The following is a 19,264-nucleotide window of genomic DNA, read 5'->3' as shown; positions in this document are numbered from 1 at the left end:
AGATCTCATTTAAAAACAGAGAGCGTTTATTGGTTATTTTATGGCAGCTTTTAGCTAGTTCATTCGCTCACAATCATTAATTATTGTTATCAATAAATAGTTAGCATTTCCCTTAATTACTCCCGCTTCTTACAGATAAGGAAAGAGTAATGCAAACAGGTTATTGGGCAATTGATGCTTTTATTATTGCCAATATCACCCTCTGGATCACTGTCGTTGGTATTTTTATCTATCAAGAGTATTCCAATGGTGGATCATTGGTAAACCAATCAAATAGTACACATTCAAGGAGTAGAAAATGAACCCTAAAACGCTTGGATATACCACGATGATTGTTTCTGCCACCCTTATGGGTTGTGTTGGCTTGTTCTCACGTAATATTAATACCAGTGGTGATGTCATTGCATTTACACGGATGATCGTCGGCGCTATCTGTATTTTTGCCATTATGCTCTACCAAGGTAAAGCGCAACAACTCAAAAGCATAAAACTTACTCCTGCCGTCATAACCAGTGGCGTCTGTTTAGGTTTATGTTTAGCCGCTTATGTCTCCGCCACCCAATATACAACCTTAGCTAATGCGGTATTTTTAATTTATACCGGCCCTGTTTTTTCTACTATTTTAGCCGCTGTTTTCTTAAAGGAAAAAATATCGGCTCTGACGGCAACAATGCTAACCGCGGTATTTATTGGTTGTTTATTTATTATCGGCATTATTAGTTATACCCCTCAGACAGGGCTAACGCTGTCGTTGTCGTTTTCTAAAGAAAATATGATCGGTGATATTCTGGGATTAATGTCAGGTATTGGCTATGGCTTATATTTGTTCTTTAGTCGTTACCGTACCGATATTGGTTCAGATTCACGGTCGCTATTTAACTTTTCGTTTGGTGCGATAGCAATAGCGGTTTGCTTTGTTATTAACCCTCCATCATTAGCAGCAATGGATGGCACCTCATGGCTATGGCTACTATCAATGGGGTTCTTTATTGGTTTTGGTGCATTATCATTATTAACTATTGCCGCTAAGCATTTAAAAGCCGCTGAATTAGCTTGTATTTCTTATTTAGAAACAGTTGTCGGGGCTGGATTGGGTATTCTTGTCTTTAGTGAATCATTAACCGTTCTACAAGCCATTGGTGGTGTATTGGTTATTGGTGGTGGTATGGGAGAGATCGTAATTAATATCATCAAGAAACGGGCATTGTCTCATAAGCCGCTACCACAATCATAAGGTGACGCTATGCACACTTCACTCAATTGGGGGCTACTCCTAGTAACCGTAACAATTATGGTTGCTTTAGCTCTGTACAGTAATAAAGTCATGCACAGCAGCAAGGGTGAAGGTGGTTTTTTGCTTGCCGCAAATTGCTTAGGCCCTTTTATTGGTGCCTCAACCATTGTTGCTACCGCATTCTCTGGTTGGGGATTTATGGGCTCTCCTGGCGTTGCGTATAAATATGGTGCGATTGAATTATTAGGTAATTTTTTCTTCGCACCAGCCATGATTTTAGCAGTACTATTTTGCGCACGATTTTTACATCAAAAAGCCCAAACCATGGGCACATTAACAATTGCGGAATATATTGCAGCCAGTCATGATGGCCCTCAAAGTGTCAAGCGAGTAACCCAAGCTTTCTGTGCCATTATCACTATCGTACTGTTACTGATTTTTCTTGTCGGCCAAATAAAAGCATTAGGGCTTTTAGCAGGACCATGGCTGGGTATTAGCCATACCACCGCCTCATTAATTATGGTGGCGATTATTATTATCTACACATCAATTGGCGGGCTTGCTGCAGTTGCTTTTACTGATACGTTTATGGTGTTAGGTATGTGTTTATCAGCCATTATTATTATGGTGACCATTTTTACTGATCTGCCACCCTCTATGTTAATCGAGCAACTAAACGCCATCGATAAAAATTTATTAGCGCCACAAGATTCAGGTCCTTATGGAAGTAGCCGCTGGCATGTATTAATGGTACTACCGTATGCGTTTATCTATAGTGCAACTCTGCCCTATATGTCAGTACGGTTTATGGCTTTTGCTAATACCACTAAATTACACCATGTTGCAGCTTATATGACTCCGATGGCGTGTTTACTTAGCCTGGTTCCTATCGTTGGCTGCTACATTCGCGTAAAAGTACCAACCCTAACAACGCCTGACGATGCTATGCCCGTTTTTCTTACTCAATTTCTATCACCTTCATTATCTGCAGTGGTGACTTTGTTCATTTTATTTGCCATGAAATCAACCGCTAACTCAGTATTACATGCAATATCAGGTGCTGTTTCTCATGATTTACGTCAAGCGTTATGGCCACAATCATCATTAACAGCAAAACAGTTATTACGGCTCAATCGCTGTGCGGTATTAGGCCTTGGAGGGTTAGGGTTTATTATTATGCTATTCGCTCCCCCATTTATGCTCTCTATGTTAGCGATTTTAGGGTCGGGAACATTAATGGCTGCATTAGTTGCACCGACATTATTAGCTCATTGGCTACCAGGGAATATTTATGCAGCACTAAGTGCATTAGTGATTGGCTTTTTTAGTGGCTGTTTATTGTTTGTTGAATTTCATTTTGGCTGGGTTGAAGCACCGCTTTATGCATCATTCTTGGCTTGTTGTACCTATGCGCTGGTGGCTAAATGCTGCCAATATCAATTTATTGCCAATCATCTTCGGCAATCATAACAATGTAACAAGAGAATAATTACCCCGTTATTCTCTTGTTATTAGGGCGCAATCAAAGCATTGGTTTGCCATTGGTGTAATTGTTTTTGTAACTGACCTTGTATTGACTGGGATGTATCAATATTTTCTCGTAATGAGAGGTGATTTACTCGGTAGTGCCTCGGGGTTACATGTAATAATGTTTTAAACTTTTCATTAAAATTTGATAATGATGAAAACCCAACTTCGGCACCGATATGCGCAATAGTCCAATCCGTTGAGACTAAATATCTTGCCGCTTGTTTCACCCGTTGTTCAATTAAATATTGTCGAAACGTTACCCCTAAATGGGTATGAAAAAAGCGTGAGAACGTGCTTTCAGCCATGTGTAATTGTTGCGCGACTATCGTGACGGTCAGCGGTTCAGCAAGGTTTGCAGCAATATACTGCAATACAATATCAACGCGGTTTTCAGTTCTTTTCGTCATAGAAAAAGCAAGCGGATGAGTATCTAGGCATTGTTGCGATGGTATTTTTGTTAGTTGATCCAATAACATTAATATATTTAGTAGTTGTTTAAAATCAAATGAGTTTTCTATACTATCCATAATTTCAAATACCGCTTCTAAGCCTCCACTATCAAATAATAATCCTTGCTTTGCTTTATCCAACATGTTTTTTATATTGGTAAATTGAATACTATCAATAAACGTTTGCCCTAAAGCATTTAAACGAAAATGCAGAACATCTCCCACGTTATCATTATTATTGATAGCTTCCACACTAATTTTAAAAGGATTAAACGGTGCAATTAAAACTAGCTGCCCAACGACTAAAGGCATATGCGTTGATGATAGATAAAGAGTACTTCCATTTTGTTTAGGACGAATCAATATATAATCAGCCCCAAAAATAAAATTTTTATTCTCAATTAATGGCTGTAAATCAAACATCAAAAATTTAGGTGTATTTGCTATTACCCTTTGATACATAATCGACCCTCCTTGAATACCTCCATTATTACAATTTTATGCCACAGAGCTAGATGCTTTATTCCAAAGTGAGCGGCTATTCACTGACACGATAAATTCTTTTTTAAAATATGTGATATTCCATCGAGCTTTTTAGGTAATAACTGAAATTGGCATATTCAGAGTGCCATAAAAATCGTTGTGATTGATTGTTATGTATTATTCCCGCCCAAAAGTAATAACGACCGCTATAAATACCATCATCAGCATATAATCGACATTTATCAGCATAACTTCGCTATAAAATCAGTTTTAAAGGCGCATTATAAAACCATTGAAGAGCACAACACATGACCTTCAACAGCGAGAGGCAGCGACATAACACATTGTTAAATAGAAGAATAAATATTGGTTATCGCAAGTAAAACTAACAATGTGCCAATACACACTGTTTCAATACAACTATTCGTTCTCATGGAGAATTTGCAATGAGTATTTCAAACGATTTTTATCCAAATGCTTCTTTACCGCTTGAGCGCAAAGAATCAGGTGTGCCTTATGTTAGACCTGGATTACATGTCGAGTCTTATAACGATTTTGATCCTCTTCGTCATGTTATTGTTGGTATTGCTGATAACCAGCATATTCCAGAAGCTTGCCCCGCTAGTAATGAAAAGATCCCTGCCGATTCACCAATGCGTGGTAGTAAAGCAGGTCGCCGTACTCAAGAGTCAATCGATCGTGCTAATGAGTGCTTAAATGGTTTTGCGCAGATCCTTGAAAACCGTGGCATCATTGTTGACCGTCCAGGCGCCGTTGACTGGCATGATCGTATCAATACCCCCGATTTTTCAATCAGTTCAGGCTTCGGTTGTATGCCTCCTCGTGATTGCTTGCTCACTATGGGTAAAAGTATTCTAATGGCGCCAATGAGCTTTAGAAGCCGTTATTTTGAATATTTGGCATACACTGATCTTCTTCGTGAATATTTTGAATCAGATCAAAAATGTATGATCGAACAAGCACCACGCCCACGTTTATCTGACGATAGCTTCCGCATGGATTATGTTGCAGCTTATGAATATCTATCTGATGAAGAAACAATGGCGCGTTCATTAAATAAAGAATATAGCACCAAAGAAACGGATATTTTATTTGATGCAGCAGATGTTATGCGTTTAGGTAAAGATATCTTTGTTCAGCACGGCCTAACTACAAACTTAGCTGGCATTCACTGGATCAAGCGTAAGTATGAGCCAATGGGATACCGTATCCATACATTAAGTTTTGCAGATAACCATCCAATTCATATTGATGCCACATTCTGTCCTTTACGCCCAGGTCTAATGTTGCTTAATCCGCATCGGCCACTATTTGCAGGCCAGCGTGAAATTTTTGAGAAGAATGATTGGCAAATAGTTGAAGCGGTTAAACCGGCATGGGATAACCCACCACCACTTTGTTATTCAAGTACATGGCTATCAATGAATACATTGATCATTGACCATAAAACAGTCTGTGTTGAAGCCAGTGAAAAAGCTCAAATGGAGCAATTTGATAAACTCGGCTTTAACGTTATTCCAGTTGATTTACGTGATGCTTATGCATTTGGCGGTGGCTTACACTGTGCAACAGCCGATGTATGGCGTGAAGGTAAATGTGAAGATTATTTCCCTAATCAGTTTAGTGGTTCACATAATATTGAACATTGGGAATACTAAATAATCATTTTTTCATTTGCCCCTTAGTAATCATCATTATTAGGGGGCTTTTTGTATTTATATACAATCAAATTAATAAAAAAAACGAGCCCCAAGAGGCTCGCAAAAAATCATATAATACTTTTAAATGTTTTATTATTAACCTATATATATCCATATAAATAGATAAAAATAAAAGCAAAAGTGTATCGATAACGATTATCAACTAAAATCACTTTAAATTGTCAAATATATGTAAAGTATTAAATAGATATTCACGTGTAAATATCTATTGATAATAAATAAACATCTATATATTTATAATGTCCCACCCAGTGAAAGGTAGAATGAACTTTCACCTGTTGATGTTTGGCCATAACTCAAATAGATAGGGCCTAAAATTGAATCAACAGCAACATATACACTGCCAGCCGTAATCGCACTTTGCCAGCTCATTTCTGAAGTACGATCCCATACGCCACCTTTTTCAAGTGAACCACCAACATATACCGGAAATTTAAAGGCACCAAAATTATTATCAAGAACACGATAACGATATATTAAGCTAGTCAAAGCACTGTAACGGCCATTTAATTCATAACGATGGTAACCTGATAAATTAAATAACCCGCCAAGATCTTGAGCATAAATAGGCAATAAATTATCAGCATCTGAACCAGCTGTCTTTATTGAAAAGACGACAGTATGTTTATCGTATGTAAATGGCTTAATTAACGATAAATTATAATATACTGTATCACCAGATTCTGATGCCCCCGTATTGGGTCGACGTAATGTATTGCTATAACCAATTTCACTATTTAAATATGAGCCATAAGATGGAAAAAAGAAACTATCTAAATCATCATAAGTAAAATCTAAATATGGTCCATATAAGTCATAATCTTCTTTTTGATCAAAAGCTGATACCGTAATACTACCAGTTTGGCCTTTATATCCTAATGTTAATGCAGCCCATGGTTTGATATTCCACCCCATTTCCGCATAAGCATTAGTCTGGTTATATTTAGCATCAATATTTTGTAAATCATCAGAACTTAAATCATAAGCACTAAAATTATCAAATCTACGAATTTCATTACTCGTTGCTGCACCAAATGCAGTAAAGAAATGTTGTTGATAATCTATCGGAAAATATAATTCCGTCGAAATATCCTTCCAACTCCCCAACTTCCACTCAAGTAGCCACTCACCACCTTTATCGGTAAGATCAGTATAAATATATTGTGCACCAAAAGAAAAATCAGAGCGGCTTTCAAAGTCATCTTCAAATGCAAGTGTAAAGTTTAAGTATCCAGGTCCCCAAGATTTTTCATTAATATCCATAACAAGAATATTTTTATTATCTTTTTGTTTTATTGAATAATTAATTCGGCCATAGATATCTTCACTTTGCAAACGCTTAACTGATTGCTCTAATTCATCATTAGAGATCACTTTCCCTGTTTTTAATTCTAATTGTGCTAACAATGTTTTATCAGGTAAATTAGTATTATTTATAATTTCAATGTCATCAATAAAATATGAGTCATGCGCAGCTAACTGTACACGCCTTATATTCTTTTGTTTATTATATTTAGCATAATCAACAGCAGATAATTGATAGCGCAATAAACGAGGAAGAGATGCTTGGGCTATTTTCCTTCCAGCTTGATAAGCTTGATCTAACTTATCAAAATCAGCTGCCGTCATAAAAGATACATTTGGCTGTAAGTAAATATCGCTCGGTTTCATTAAGCTTTTTTGATAGTCAGCACTGGCATTAGTCATAAATGTCGTTAATTGCGACACGATATTTAATGCACTGTCTAAATCTTTTTTAGGCATTAAACTATCACGTAAATCCACCGCAATAATAACATCAGCCCCCAGCTGCTTTGCAACATCAACAGGCATGTTATTCACAACCCCACCATCAACAAGTAACTTATTGTCTAGATGAACGGGTTTTAAAGCACCAGGAACAGTCATAGATGCTTGCATGGCGGTTGCTAAATTACCAGCGCCAATCACAACAGGAGTTACCTTGGTAATATCAGTCGCGACACTGCGATAAGGAATTGCGAGTCGATCAAAGCTCTTTAGAGCCGGTAAATTTACGGTTAGTTGACGCAAAATAACAGCAAGCCCTTGGCCTTGAAATGCGCCAGGACGGGATTTAAACTCACCATTAATGTCTAAACCAATATCGGTATGTAGTTGATAAGTATCACCTTGCTTCTTTCTTCGTAGCGAGAGATCATTACGGCTAGCGCGATCGATATACCCTGTGTTCCAGTTAATATCAAATGTTCGTTGTTTCACTTCTTGTGCTGACAACCCCATGGCATACATGCCGCCAACATAGGCCCCCATACTTGTACCAGTTACGATATCAACCGGAATACGATTTTCTTCAAGAACCTCTAACACGCCAATATGTGCTGCCCCCTTGGCACCACCACCACTAAGTACGACACCAATTTTAGGGCGTTCAATTACAGGACGATCAGCTGTTGCAGCATAGACCTTAACAGCTGATGTACTCAAAAAAATACAACATAAAACACTGCTAAAATTCTTTTTACTAAACAACATCGTCTAACTCCGCTAGCAATAATACTTAGTATTACGTAATACACATCAAAGTATTACGTATTAAGCTCTTAGGGAGTATTAAAACAAAAAGAGCGTCGATAAACACGCTCTTTCTCTACTAACCATTACTATTTATTTTTAAATTCCTTTAGCAACATCATCTAGAGCTGTTAGTACTTGCTCAGTTATATGACCTTCATGGACTAGTTTGCATACTTTTCGACGTACAGCTAAACCAGAAATTAAACGTTCAATAGATAAATGACGTTCGTCTTGGCGGCTATTATACAATTCAACCGTTTTACTGAGTGTTTCATAGCTAACGCGTTCACCAGCCACATGAAGCCAATCAAGCTTCTCTAAATAACCCTGACACTCTTCAGTAATTGTAGTTGCTGGATGACCAGTCATTGCTGATAATGCCGTTATACTGCGTTGTAGTGCTTCAGAAGAGGTATATTTAGATAAAACGATAGTAAGTTCATCTGCATTTATTTCAACAAGATGTTTACGCAGCTTAATACGACGTCCTAACCGCCCTCGAGGTCGAGGTTCTTTACGTTGGATTGGTTCAAACTCACCATCAATGATCGCTGATAATTGATCCAATGCTTGTTTAGGCATGATCTCATTACGCAATGGATTTGGCATTGTTGGTGCCATATTACGTTTGCCTTCATTGGTGGTTTTTGCTCGTGAATAACGAATAACCTCTTCAGCATCTGATTTAATATCGATACGGTAATCGGTATAACGTTTATCAATATCATCAGCCGAAATCGTTAAATGATATCCCCATAAATTAACCGCAAACAGGGTATCGGTAACTTTACCTTCAGCCAGCTTTTTTAATTCTCGTATAATATCTGATGAAAAACGACGCCATTCAATATTTCTAGCAAGCTTTTGATTTAGTTCACTTAATAGCATTGAATCCACAACACGACGTGACATACGACTTCTGAAAAAGGTATATAACTGAAACACTAAAGTATGCTGACGTAAAATCTCAGGTGGGAATAAAAAGAAATAATCACGAGTTAGTAACTCATCAAAAAATGAAGGTTCCCACACTAAAATATATAAATTAGGTTTGATGCGAATTTCGCCATCGTCACCTTCTTGAGGCGCTTCTTCTGATGCCGTGATTGTACGAGCAATAAACCTAAATCGATCACTTTTAAAACCTTCAGGCATATTTTCGCTAAGCCAGCGGCCCGTTAATTCATGCAATTGAAAATCGGTAAATTCGATACGATCAATACTCTCACGAATAGAATCACGAGCAGGCCCACTGTCTTTTTTGCCACGTAATGCCAAAATATCAGTGATATAAACAGGTGTCTTATTCGCCATAGAGCGAAGTTGGATCTCATAATCAGCAAGATGGTGATCATGGTATTGTACTGTTAACGTAAATAACGCAAATAGCGTCATAAGATCATCAACAGTCATGATCGATTTTGAGGATCGTGTTTCAATGATCGCTTTAGTACCACTGATCGCGACCATTGCTTTTTGATAACTTTTCTTTGTTCGTGGCGGCGCTAATGCTTGATCAATAATACCAGCCCAACTTGTTGGTGATACAACAATTTGATCAGCTTCATCTGGCATTGATGGTGGAGTGCCTAAGCCATATTCAGTTAATAAGCGACGATTAACATGATTCTGAGCTAGCGCTTTAGAACGCTTTTGTTTTTCACGTTGCTTAAATTGATCTGATAGTAAACTGCCAGTACCTAATTGAGATATAAGTAAGGCTGGATTGATAAAGTGATGTAGCATGGTTTTACCAGCAAGGCCTTCTTCAAATCGTACAGGCTGTTGATTAAATAACCCAACACTGACAGCTGCCCGTAAACGTTGCTGAATTGCTGCTCGTGTTAACTGGCCTTCTGTTGCTTCAATGAGCTCTGTTGTTGAGACCATGCCATCTTGACTTGATAAACCACGTAATGAAATTAAATTTAAGAGCTCAATAATACTTTTAGTGACACCTTTGAAATGTTGGTATTGGGGTAACCAATCAACCAAATTTGCAGGGATCACAAATAAATGCCCATCTTTGTGTGATCTTGGGGCTTCGATCAATATTTTATCAATCGTATTTTTTTTAGTATTTCGAGCGGAATTCATTTGTCATTAGCCGTAGAAGCATCATCTTTCCGTAGAGATTAATAGAAAAAGATCAATAAAGAAAGTTTTTTATTTAAAGATTTTAAAACTGATCTTTATGATTAAATCTGATCTTATTGATATTATGATCTAATGATCAGGTAAAAAAAACAAGCTTAACTTGTTGTTTGTAATGAATATTATTTTACTCTGTATTGGAACTATGATCAACGTAAAGTCAGAAACATGATCATATAGCGCTGGAAAGCATGATCATCAAAGGTATGGAAACATGATCATTGTTAACTTGAAAACATGATCATAATGATATTGAAAGCATGATCATCACTGATTATCACCTTTTCCACAATGTTATCCACAGCTGCAGTAAAAGTTCTCCTGTTTATTCATATTATTTCCTCTTTTGAAGGCGTTAGTCGCTATTTATTTACCGGAAAGATGATCATGTTGATGTGTTTTCAAGTTTTTAGAGTGTATTTGCTGTTGTTATCGCCATAGGCTGATGCCTTTTTTAGTTGAATTGACACTTAATTGAAATGACATTCAACGTAAACATCAATGGATTTTTCATGTCTCCGCTATTGGATCAATGATCACCACGAGTTTAGTGTATTTCAATTTGGCTGATTTCGATACTTTAGCCGTTGTTGAGTGATTTTAAGAGATTCACTAACGCATCGCAGCCCTTATTGAATCAGCGTTCTCCGTAATTTATCTTCTCTTTTACATGCTTCCGTGGTGTTGGCTCTACCATTGTGATCATTGAACTTCATCTTGATCATTTTTCCGCTATTAAGCGAGTCTAAATACTCGATTTACAGGGGAATTATTATGATTATTTAAGCTTGATCATCGTTTCATGTTTTACTCTTTATTACAGGAACAATGATCAAGTAACAGTGAGTTTTTAAGGATTAATGGAATATGATTTCAGCTTGTTTTTTGCTTTAGTTAGCCTATTTTTAGTTTTTACTAATGAAATTGAATGATTTCACTATCAAATAGATTAGTATCCTTAAAAAGAGAATGTTTTTATTGAAATGACATTATCCGTAAATTATCGCTGTTTTTTCATTGTTCCGCTGATTAAGAATCATAATTGGATTTACATTGTAAACTTGTGACGCTGTAACATTTTCACAAAGTGGTTTTAATGAGGTAGATTAGCTTAGATTATCGAGTAGATTAGAGTCTAAAAACCCGGTTTTTTTATGCTTTTTGCATTAATCTATGTTTTTTAGTTGAGATTAGTATCACATGTTTTTGTTCAGCTTTTTATTGTTTGTAGTATGTTTTATTGTACAATAGAGACAGTCTATTATCATGGCGAAGAGTACTAATGAATAGGGAACAGACGATACAAAATTTGCTCAACATTGCAGAGCAAACTAAACAAGTACAAGCGGATCGTATTGAAATTGTTTTAGAAGAGCGTCGCGAGGAAGTTTTTCCACCAATGTCAAAAGCATTAATGGAAACGCGCTCAGGCTTAACTCGACGCAAGTTAGATGATGCTATTTCACGTATGGAAGCGACGGGGCATCAATTTACAAAAAATAAAGCAAATCACTATTCAATTACCCTTGAAGAAGCGCATCAGTTGATGGAGTCAGCAAAAAAGCCTGCTTTTTATCAACGAGAAGGTGCAGGGCGTAAGCCTTGGGTGGTGAATGTTCAGAATCAGAAAGGTGGTACTGGAAAATCGATGACAGCGGTACATATCGCTGCTTGTTTAGCCTTAGATTTAGATAAGCGTTACCGAATTTGTCTTATTGACCTTGATCCTCAAGGATCGTTGCGTTTATTTCTTAATCCATTGATTAGTATAGGTAAACAAGAAACTATTTATTCAGCTGTCGATGTAATGCTAGATAATGTGCCGGAAGGTGTATTAACGGATAAGCATTTTGTGATGGATAATGTAGTTATGCCTACTCAATATCCTAACCTTAAAACTATCGCTGCTTTCCCTGAAGATGCGATGTTCAATGCTGATGCTTGGCAAGATTTAGCTGTAAATCAAGATCTTGATATTGTTCGTTTGCTTAAAGAAAAAGTGATAGACCCAATTGCTGATGAATTCGATATCATCATGATTGATACTGGTCCTCATATTGATCCACTTGTTTGGAATGCAATGTATGCATCAAATGCGTTAATAATTCCTTGTGCTGCTAAACGTTTAGACTGGGCATCAACCGTTAACTTCTTTCAGCATTTACCCACTGTTTATGAGATGTTTCCAGAAGACTGGCACGGGTTAGAATTCATTCGCCTGATGCCAACGATGTTTGAAGACGATAATAAAAAGCAAGTTTCGGTATTAACTGAGATGAATTATTTGTTACGTGAGCAAGTAATGATGGCAACAGTACCACGAAGCCGTGCTTTTGAGACATGTGCAGACACTTATAGCACTGTTTTTGACCTTACTGCGGCTGAATTTGAAGGTGGTAAAAAAACCCTTTCTACGGCTCAAGAAGCCATTCAGCGTGTTGGTCTTGAATTAGAACGTGTTATGCATAGCCACTGGGCAAACTTGAACGAGGAGTAATTGACAGATGGCAATTAAAACTACAGATCTTAATGCACGTTTATTTGGTAAAGCCGATAAACGTCGTGCGACCAATGTTACAGAAGCGCAAACAGCGGCTCGTGATAAAGCCGCTGTGATTGAATTAGCTGTTGCTGGCGAAGATACTGTTGCTTTTGAATTAGTAAAAGTAAACGCAGATGATATCAGCACACAAACTATCGTTTTTGCTGAAAATGCGCGTGAGCAAGCGTTTTTAAATGAGCATGCTCTTGCTGATATTTTAGTAACATTAAAAGATCGCGGTCAGCAGTACCCTGCGGTGGGGCGTTGGCTTGAAGATGGCAGAATTGAAGTATTAGACGGTAGTCGCCGTCGTATGTCTTGTATTATCGCACATAAAGATTTTCTAATTTATGTCGCTAAAGGCATTAATACTGAGCATGCTAAATTCTTGTCTGATGTTGCTAATGCGCATAAGCCACTGTCTTTATTTGAACGTGGTAAAGAAATGCAGTCGCTATTAGATACCGGTAAAGTTGCTGATCAAAAAGAACTGGCTAAGTATTTACAGTGCAGTGAGGCATTAGTCAGTGGTGCATTAAAAGCTGCAAGTTTACCTATGGAATTGTTGATGGCTTACCCAAGTGTGGGTGAGCTTGGCCGTCCAACAATTGTTAAACTTCATCGTATTTTCTTTGGTTTAAATCACGAACAACAGCAACACATGATTGCTGATTTGAGCGGTGAAAATGCATCATTATGGAAGACAATCAACGCACAAGGCATTAGCCGTATTACGCGTGAAGTAACCGGTAAATTAGAACAATTAGGTGAGCAATTACATCCTAAGACAGTGATTGAAAAGCCCACGTCACAAGATTTAATAAAGGGCAAAGTCTCCTATATGCGCGATGGTGATAAGTTACAGCTTAAATTGAAAAAGATGAGTGATCGTCAAATCAATGATGTGCTAGCTTATTTAAATGACTATCTAAAATAACGTTTATCTTTGTTAATAAAAACCACGTTCTTATACGTGGTTTTTTTATGCCTGTGTGGCTGTGTTATGATTTGTGGGTCATTTATTTCTGGATCTATTTATGTCGGCGCAGTTAGATATTTTCTTCGCTCAACTTCAGCAACAATTATCACACCATTTTTGTCGTCAGTTAATTGTCTTAGAAGGCGATTGCGAATGGGCAACGACATTGGCAACTGTTATTGGTAAGCACTTCTCACAACGATTATGGGCTGGGGATAATGCACCTGTATCATTTATGTCATCGTCACTTAAACAGTCAAAGCAGTGGCTTGGGCAAGAGTTTGATATGGTGGTTATCAATGCATTATTAGGTTTAAGTGCAAACACATTAGGTGCACTTTCTGGCATAGTGAAAGGGGGCGGTGTCCTTGTTATTATTACGCCATCCACATGGCGAAGCTCGAATTTAAGTTCTCCATTTTATCATCGCTTAGGTCGTTTGTTGTTAGAGCCTGAAGTTATGCTTATTCAGCAGTCACAACCTGTCGAGTTATTATCTTTAGCAGTGATACCTGACTACTTAACCTCTTCTCAAATATTTACGGATGCTAATGTTCTACGAGGGTGTTTAACTGCGGGTCAAGCTGGCGCAGTGGATGCGATTATTAAAGTTATGACTGGCCATAGTAAACGTCCATTAGTGTTGTCTGCTGATCGTGGTCGAGGTAAATCGGCGGCGCTTGGTATTGCTGCGGCAGAATTATTACAAACGCGTACGGTTAGAATAGCCGTTACTGCTCCTTCTTTTGCTTGTGCGGCTACGGTGTTTAAACTAACAAAATTACGCTTAGCAACAGCCACACAACCACAACGACATCAATTACATTTTGGCGCTAGCCAGTTAGAATTTGTAGCTGCTGACGAGATAGTTAACCGCGCATCAGAATTTGATTTTATTATGGTGGATGAAGCGGCAGCTATTCCTGCCCCCATTTTGATGGCATTACTTACTCATCATAATCGATTAATTTTCGCGACTACCATTCATGGTTATGAAGGGACGGGACGAGGTTTTGAGATTAAATTTAAACAACAACTAACCGCTAAAATGCCACAATGGCGCAGTTATCATTTAGAACAACCTATTCGCTGGGCTGTAGGGGATCCGCTTGAAGCTTGGATTTTTAAAGCGTTGTTATTATCTGCCGAAGCCCCGAATTGTACAGCGCTTGATCTTGGTTCTGATGTCGCTGCGATTGAATATTCTGTGTTACCGACCTCTGAATTAGTGGCGAATGAAAACTTATTAAACCAACTGTTTGGTTTATTGATTAATGCCCATTACCAAACTTCACCCAATGATATTCAACAACTGCTAGATGATCCTGAGCTATCACTGATTGTTGCTTTAAAAGCAAAGACAATTATTGGTTGCTGTGTTGTATCTAAAGAAGGTGGATTTGATACCGAACTTGCACAATTAGTGATGCAAGGTAAACGTCGTCCGCAAGGGCATTTATTAGCTCAATCTTTAGCTGCTCATTTAGGTTATGCGATTGCAGCTGAGCAGCGTTGTTATCGTATATTACGTATTGCTGTTGCTGATGGCTTTCAACAACAAGGTATTGGTACTCATTTAGTAGCGGCTATTTTACAACAAGCACAGAGTGAGTGTATTGACTATATTGGGACAAGTTTCGGTGCGGCTAATGAGCTTGTGGATTTTTGGTCTCATTGCTCCTTACGGCCATTGCGGTTAGGGATCACTAAAGATGCCGCGAGTGGTCTACATTCCTTATTGTTTGTTAAACCATTATCAAGCGCTGCGTTATTATGGTTTGATGAAGCGGTTACTTTGTTTAGTGCATCTTTTATTTGCCAGCGAGTTGAGCAATTTAGTCAACTTGATAGCGAATTGTTTTTTAAATTATATTCTCAAAATGTTCAGCAACCATGGAATTATGGCTTATCACAGATACAGATTGAACATCAGCTACAAACATTTATTCAAGGTGGCCTTGGTTATGATGTCGTGGTCGCCAGTCTAGAAAGCTGGCTCTCGCGGTATTTGGTGCAAGGTGATTGTGTTTGGAATGATGATATTGGCTTTGCGGTAGCTAAGATTTTGCAAAAACAATCTTGGTCGGCAGTGGGGGAACGGTATCATTTAGCTAGTCGAAAAATGGCTCAGCAGCATTTACGGAATATAGTTGCCCGTTATTATTCTTTATCTTCTCAAGTTTATTAGAGGTTTTTCATTATGCAAATTCATGTTGATACCCATACACATACATTATCTAGTGGCCATGCTTACAGTACAATTATTGAAAATGCTCAAGCGGCTGCAGCAAAGGGATTAAAAATGTTTTGTAATACTGACCATGCTTCTTTAATGCCAGGAGCGCCTCATTTTTGGTACTTTGCTAATCAACGTGTACTTCCTCGATTTCTTGAAGGTGTCGCTGTTTTACGTGGTGTTGAAGCAAATATCATAAATATTGCGGGTGAGGTCGATCTTGATAATACCGTTTTAGCGAAATTGGATTGGGTGATAGCGAGTTTGCATGAGCCTGTTTTTAAACCAATGACGCGAAGTGATCATACTGAAGCATTGATAAATGTTATTCAGTCTGGTGTAGTGGATGCGATTGGCCATCCAGGTAATCCTAATTATGATTTTGATTTTGAAACGGTCATTCGTGCTGCCGCTAAGAACAATGTATTGGTTGAAATCAACAATTCATCATTGGGGCGTTCTCGTGTTGGTAGTGCGCCTCGATGTGAAGATATTGCTGTAATAGCGAAAGAGCTTGGCGCTAGAATTACAACAGGGTCAGATGCTCATTTTGCAGCAGATGTTGGCAATTTCTCAAGTATCAAAACATTGTTAGCACATGTTGATTTTCCCGAGGAATTGATTGTGACTCAGCATCCTGAAACATTTCTAGCTTTCTTAACCGAACGTGGAAAATCTGTTGCTGAACAATATAAAAATCATAAATGGTGATCGGTTAGTATTTCAGTTTACAGTGTAAACTGAGGCGCTATATTATTTACAGTGTAAATCGTGATTTTAATTTACACTGTAAATATTGTATCGTCTAACAACCACAGCCGACAACCACAGCCAACAACCACAGCCAACAACCACAGCCAACAACCACAGCCAACAACCACAGCCAACAACCACAGCCAACAACCACAGCCAACAACCACAGCCAACAACCACAGCCAACAACCACAGCCAACAACTACAGCTAACAACTACAGCTAACAACTACAGCCAACATTGTGTTTTTTTGACTATACGATATAAAAATCTAAAAGTATTAGGAAGAAGTTAATAAATACACATTATGCATATGTATGCTTATTTGTGTGCGTAAGGGGAGTGTAATTTACACTGTAAATATGTATTAAGGATAGATGTGATAATAAGGAGTTTGATATTTACACGGTAAAGTAATAAAAAGGAAAGTCTATTTACACTGTAAATAGACTTTTAATATGGTTTTAAATTTACACTGTAAATGACTTATGCTGGTTGACGATGCTTATCTGTGATAAATCCTTGGTAGCCTCCTACAAATAACTCAGATAGTCGTTCTAATTGAGTTTCTGTTTCCACTCGAGTAGCTATCACTTTAATGTTAAGACTGTGTGCAGTTCTACAAATTGACGATAATACTGTTGATTTTGTTTGATCATTTAATTGGTGAGTGTAGACATAATCAATCTTGACATAATTAGGTTGTAACTCTTTTAGGTACGTTAATGATTGAAAATTACGTCCGTAATTATCGATACCAAAGCCAAAATCGTATTTACGAATAATGGAACATAAAATACCGGTGGCATCTGTATGTCGAATACAGCTGATTTCTTGAATCTCAAAAAATAATCGGGAACTGAGTAGTGTGTTCTTTTGTAGTAAATTATCTAACCAACGAATAAAGCTTGGGTCGTTAATACAACTATTGGTGATATTTATTGCGAAAGGCCCACAGCTTCTGTCTGCGTTCAATTTATTAATGATTGCAACAATAACATGGCGGTCAAACCAACTTCCTATTTTTAAGTCTTCAATCGCGCCTAAGAACATTCCTGCGGAATAGTAATTATTGTTTTTCTTAATGGCAGTAAAAACTTCATAATGATAATTGATACCATTTGATAGCGTAGCGGGTTGATATTTGTAAGTAAATAAGTCTTCACTAATAGCTTCTTCAAGTAATGCTTTCCATTGTTGTTTACCGAGTGTGGTCTGATTATTTATATCTTTAATGATAGCTACTGATTCATGCGGCATTATTTTTGCTTGAGTTAAGGCATTATCCAGCTGAGTTAAAATTTGACTGGGCGTGCTTTTGTTTTCATTAAAGACTAAACCAATAGCAACATTGTCATTAATCGTGTTAGTACTTAAATCGTTAAATACATTTATTAATGATTTACTACAAAGCTTTAACTTTTCAATTGAAATATTGGGAATGAGAACGGCAAATTCATCTTTAGATAGACGGGCAAGCGTTGCATCATTAAAAATTAATACCTCATTTAATCGTGTTGCAATAGTTTTTACTAACTCATCACCTTCTTTAAATCCTTCATTCTGATAACATTCATTGATTAAATCAGTCTGAATAAGCCCTAATCCACCTTTATGTGATTCATTAAGCCATGAACTGAGTTGGTGAATAAAGAAACTACGATTGCCAAGCCCTGAAATAGTATCAAGATATGCTTGTTGCCTTAATTTCATTGCTTCATCGGCTTGGTTTTTAAAGTTTGTATCTAATTGATAACAAATTTTATTGAAAGCTCGCACAATAATGGCTAAATCAGATTCATTAGGTATAGAAAGAGGTGCTTGATTTAAGTTATCTATAGTTTTAGCTCTGGCCGTTAGTCTCGCTAAGGCAGAGAAGTTCTTTAAACAAATAATATAAACGAACAAACTTGATATAAGTGCAATAAGTATGTTTGATAATACGGTACGAGTACTTATTTGCCATAATTGTTGATAATTAAGGGTTGGTTGTACGGTTATTGTTAATAAGCCGAGTGACTGCTTTTCATGTTCAATTATTCGTTGTTCAGTATGTGATGGAATATTAAAAATATACTGAAACCATGCAGGTGAATGGATAGGTGTTATAACGTTATCTTGGCGTATAAGTTGGCGAGCGTCAGCTGATGTAAGGTTAATTTGGCTATAGCTATCATTTGAAAAAAGATGATTAACAACAGCGAATAATCTTTTTTCTTGAATATTAGACATTATTGGAACATTTAGCTTTGTGAGAGCTTGAGGTAGTATAACTAAGGCTCGATTAATATCGGTCTGTGACGCAACGATATGTTGATTTTTTAATGTGGAATAGCTTGAATAAAGTTGTTGTGCAGTCACTGCGCTAACAACTGAGCAAACTAACACGGTTAGGCTAATAACTTGTCGTTTGAAAAGTGTCATAATTTGAGCACCAAAAAAAAGTTAAGTGCAGCACTCAGCGAGTAAATAATTGATAAAGAGATGCTGAATATGAATATATCTAATTGATATAATTTATCAAAACTAAGTGATATGCAGTTGATTGTTTGTCAACAAAAGTTCTTTTTCGCTAAATGCGTCTATTTCTTTATGCAACAAATAAG

General features: G+C 37.3%; 13 protein-coding genes. 9 read left to right on the top strand and 4 right to left on the bottom strand.

Annotation, left to right across the window (positions count from 1 at the left end; all coding sequences use genetic code 11):
* The first annotated feature begins 149 nt into the window (after positions 1 to 149).
* From VXS03_RS04515 to VXS03_RS04505, 3 genes are read left to right on the top strand one after another with little or no spacing between them, the layout of a single operon-like run.
* Positions 150 to 302 carry a hypothetical protein gene (locus tag VXS03_RS04515; protein ID WP_327762223.1) on the top strand — a complete coding sequence of 51 codons (153 nt, stop codon included), beginning with the start codon at positions 150 to 152 and terminating at the stop codon, positions 300 to 302.
* Entirely contained in the window at positions 299 to 1,234 is a 936-nt protein-coding gene (locus tag VXS03_RS04510; RefSeq protein WP_327762222.1) for a DMT family transporter, read from the top strand. The genes VXS03_RS04515 and VXS03_RS04510 overlap by 4 nt, the downstream gene beginning before the upstream one ends.
* 9 nt (positions 1,235 to 1,243) lie before the next feature.
* A complete protein-coding gene (locus VXS03_RS04505) occupies positions 1,244 to 2,704 on the top strand; it encodes a sodium:solute symporter family protein (RefSeq protein ID WP_327762221.1) in 1,461 nt (486 codons plus the stop codon).
* Between the two features lie 41 nt (positions 2,705 to 2,745).
* Here the strand turns inward: VXS03_RS04505 and VXS03_RS04500 are convergent, their stop codons facing one another.
* Positions 2,746 to 3,675, bottom strand: coding sequence for an AraC family transcriptional regulator (locus VXS03_RS04500; RefSeq protein WP_327762219.1), 930 nt, complete (start codon positions 3,673 to 3,675; stop codon positions 2,746 to 2,748).
* 467 nt (positions 3,676 to 4,142) lie between these two features.
* Between VXS03_RS04500 and VXS03_RS04495 the strand changes: the two genes are divergently transcribed.
* A complete protein-coding gene (locus VXS03_RS04495; RefSeq protein ID WP_080156497.1) occupies positions 4,143 to 5,375 on the top strand; it encodes a serine/threonine protein kinase in 1,233 nt (410 codons plus the stop codon).
* 297 nt (positions 5,376 to 5,672) lie between these two features.
* On the opposite strand, the gene VXS03_RS04490 is transcribed toward VXS03_RS04495, so the two are convergent.
* Complete coding sequence (locus VXS03_RS04490; protein ID WP_327762218.1) at positions 5,673 to 7,904, bottom strand: patatin-like phospholipase family protein; 2,232 nt, start codon at positions 7,902 to 7,904, stop codon at positions 5,673 to 5,675.
* Between the two features lie 186 nt (positions 7,905 to 8,090).
* Entirely contained in the window at positions 8,091 to 10,091 is a 2,001-nt protein-coding gene (locus VXS03_RS04485; RefSeq protein WP_327762216.1) for a replication initiator protein RctB domain-containing protein, read from the bottom strand.
* Between the two features lie 1,339 nt (positions 10,092 to 11,430).
* Here VXS03_RS04485 and VXS03_RS04480 point away from each other — a divergent pair.
* The 5 genes from VXS03_RS04480 to VXS03_RS04460 all read left to right on the top strand — a co-directional run bounded on the left by VXS03_RS04480 (position 11,431) and on the right by VXS03_RS04460 (position 16,883).
* The gene (locus VXS03_RS04480) at positions 11,431 to 12,645 is read left to right on the top strand and encodes an AAA family ATPase (protein ID WP_080156500.1); all 1,215 of its coding nucleotides are present in this window, start codon (positions 11,431 to 11,433) and stop codon (positions 12,643 to 12,645) included.
* Between the two features lie 7 nt (positions 12,646 to 12,652).
* A complete protein-coding gene (locus tag VXS03_RS04475; RefSeq protein WP_327762215.1) occupies positions 12,653 to 13,627 on the top strand; it encodes a ParB/RepB/Spo0J family partition protein in 975 nt (324 codons plus the stop codon).
* A 100-nt stretch (positions 13,628 to 13,727) separates the two neighbouring features.
* Complete coding sequence (locus tag VXS03_RS04470) at positions 13,728 to 15,857, top strand: tRNA(Met) cytidine acetyltransferase TmcA (protein ID WP_327762214.1); 2,130 nt, start codon at positions 13,728 to 13,730, stop codon at positions 15,855 to 15,857.
* Positions 15,858 to 15,869: 12 nt separating this feature from the next.
* On the top strand, positions 15,870 to 16,616 hold the full coding sequence (locus tag VXS03_RS04465) for a phosphatase (protein WP_327762213.1): 747 nt from the start codon (positions 15,870 to 15,872) through the stop codon (positions 16,614 to 16,616).
* A 60-nt stretch (positions 16,617 to 16,676) separates the two neighbouring features.
* Positions 16,677 to 16,883 carry a hypothetical protein gene (locus VXS03_RS04460; RefSeq protein WP_327762212.1) on the top strand — a complete coding sequence of 69 codons (207 nt, stop codon included), beginning with the start codon at positions 16,677 to 16,679 and terminating at the stop codon, positions 16,881 to 16,883.
* A gap of 261 nt (positions 16,884 to 17,144) precedes the next feature.
* On the opposite strand, the gene VXS03_RS04455 is transcribed toward VXS03_RS04460, so the two are convergent.
* A complete protein-coding gene (locus VXS03_RS04455; protein ID WP_327762211.1) occupies positions 17,145 to 19,082 on the bottom strand; it encodes a bifunctional diguanylate cyclase/phosphodiesterase in 1,938 nt (645 codons plus the stop codon).
* Between the last annotated feature and the right edge of the window lie 182 nt (positions 19,083 to 19,264).

Source organism: Photobacterium sp. S4TG1 (assembly GCF_036040035.1).
GTDB lineage: Bacteria > Pseudomonadota > Gammaproteobacteria > Enterobacterales > Vibrionaceae > Photobacterium.
The sequence above is the reverse complement of the archived record's forward strand: the minus strand, read 5'-3'. Positions and strand labels throughout refer to the sequence as shown.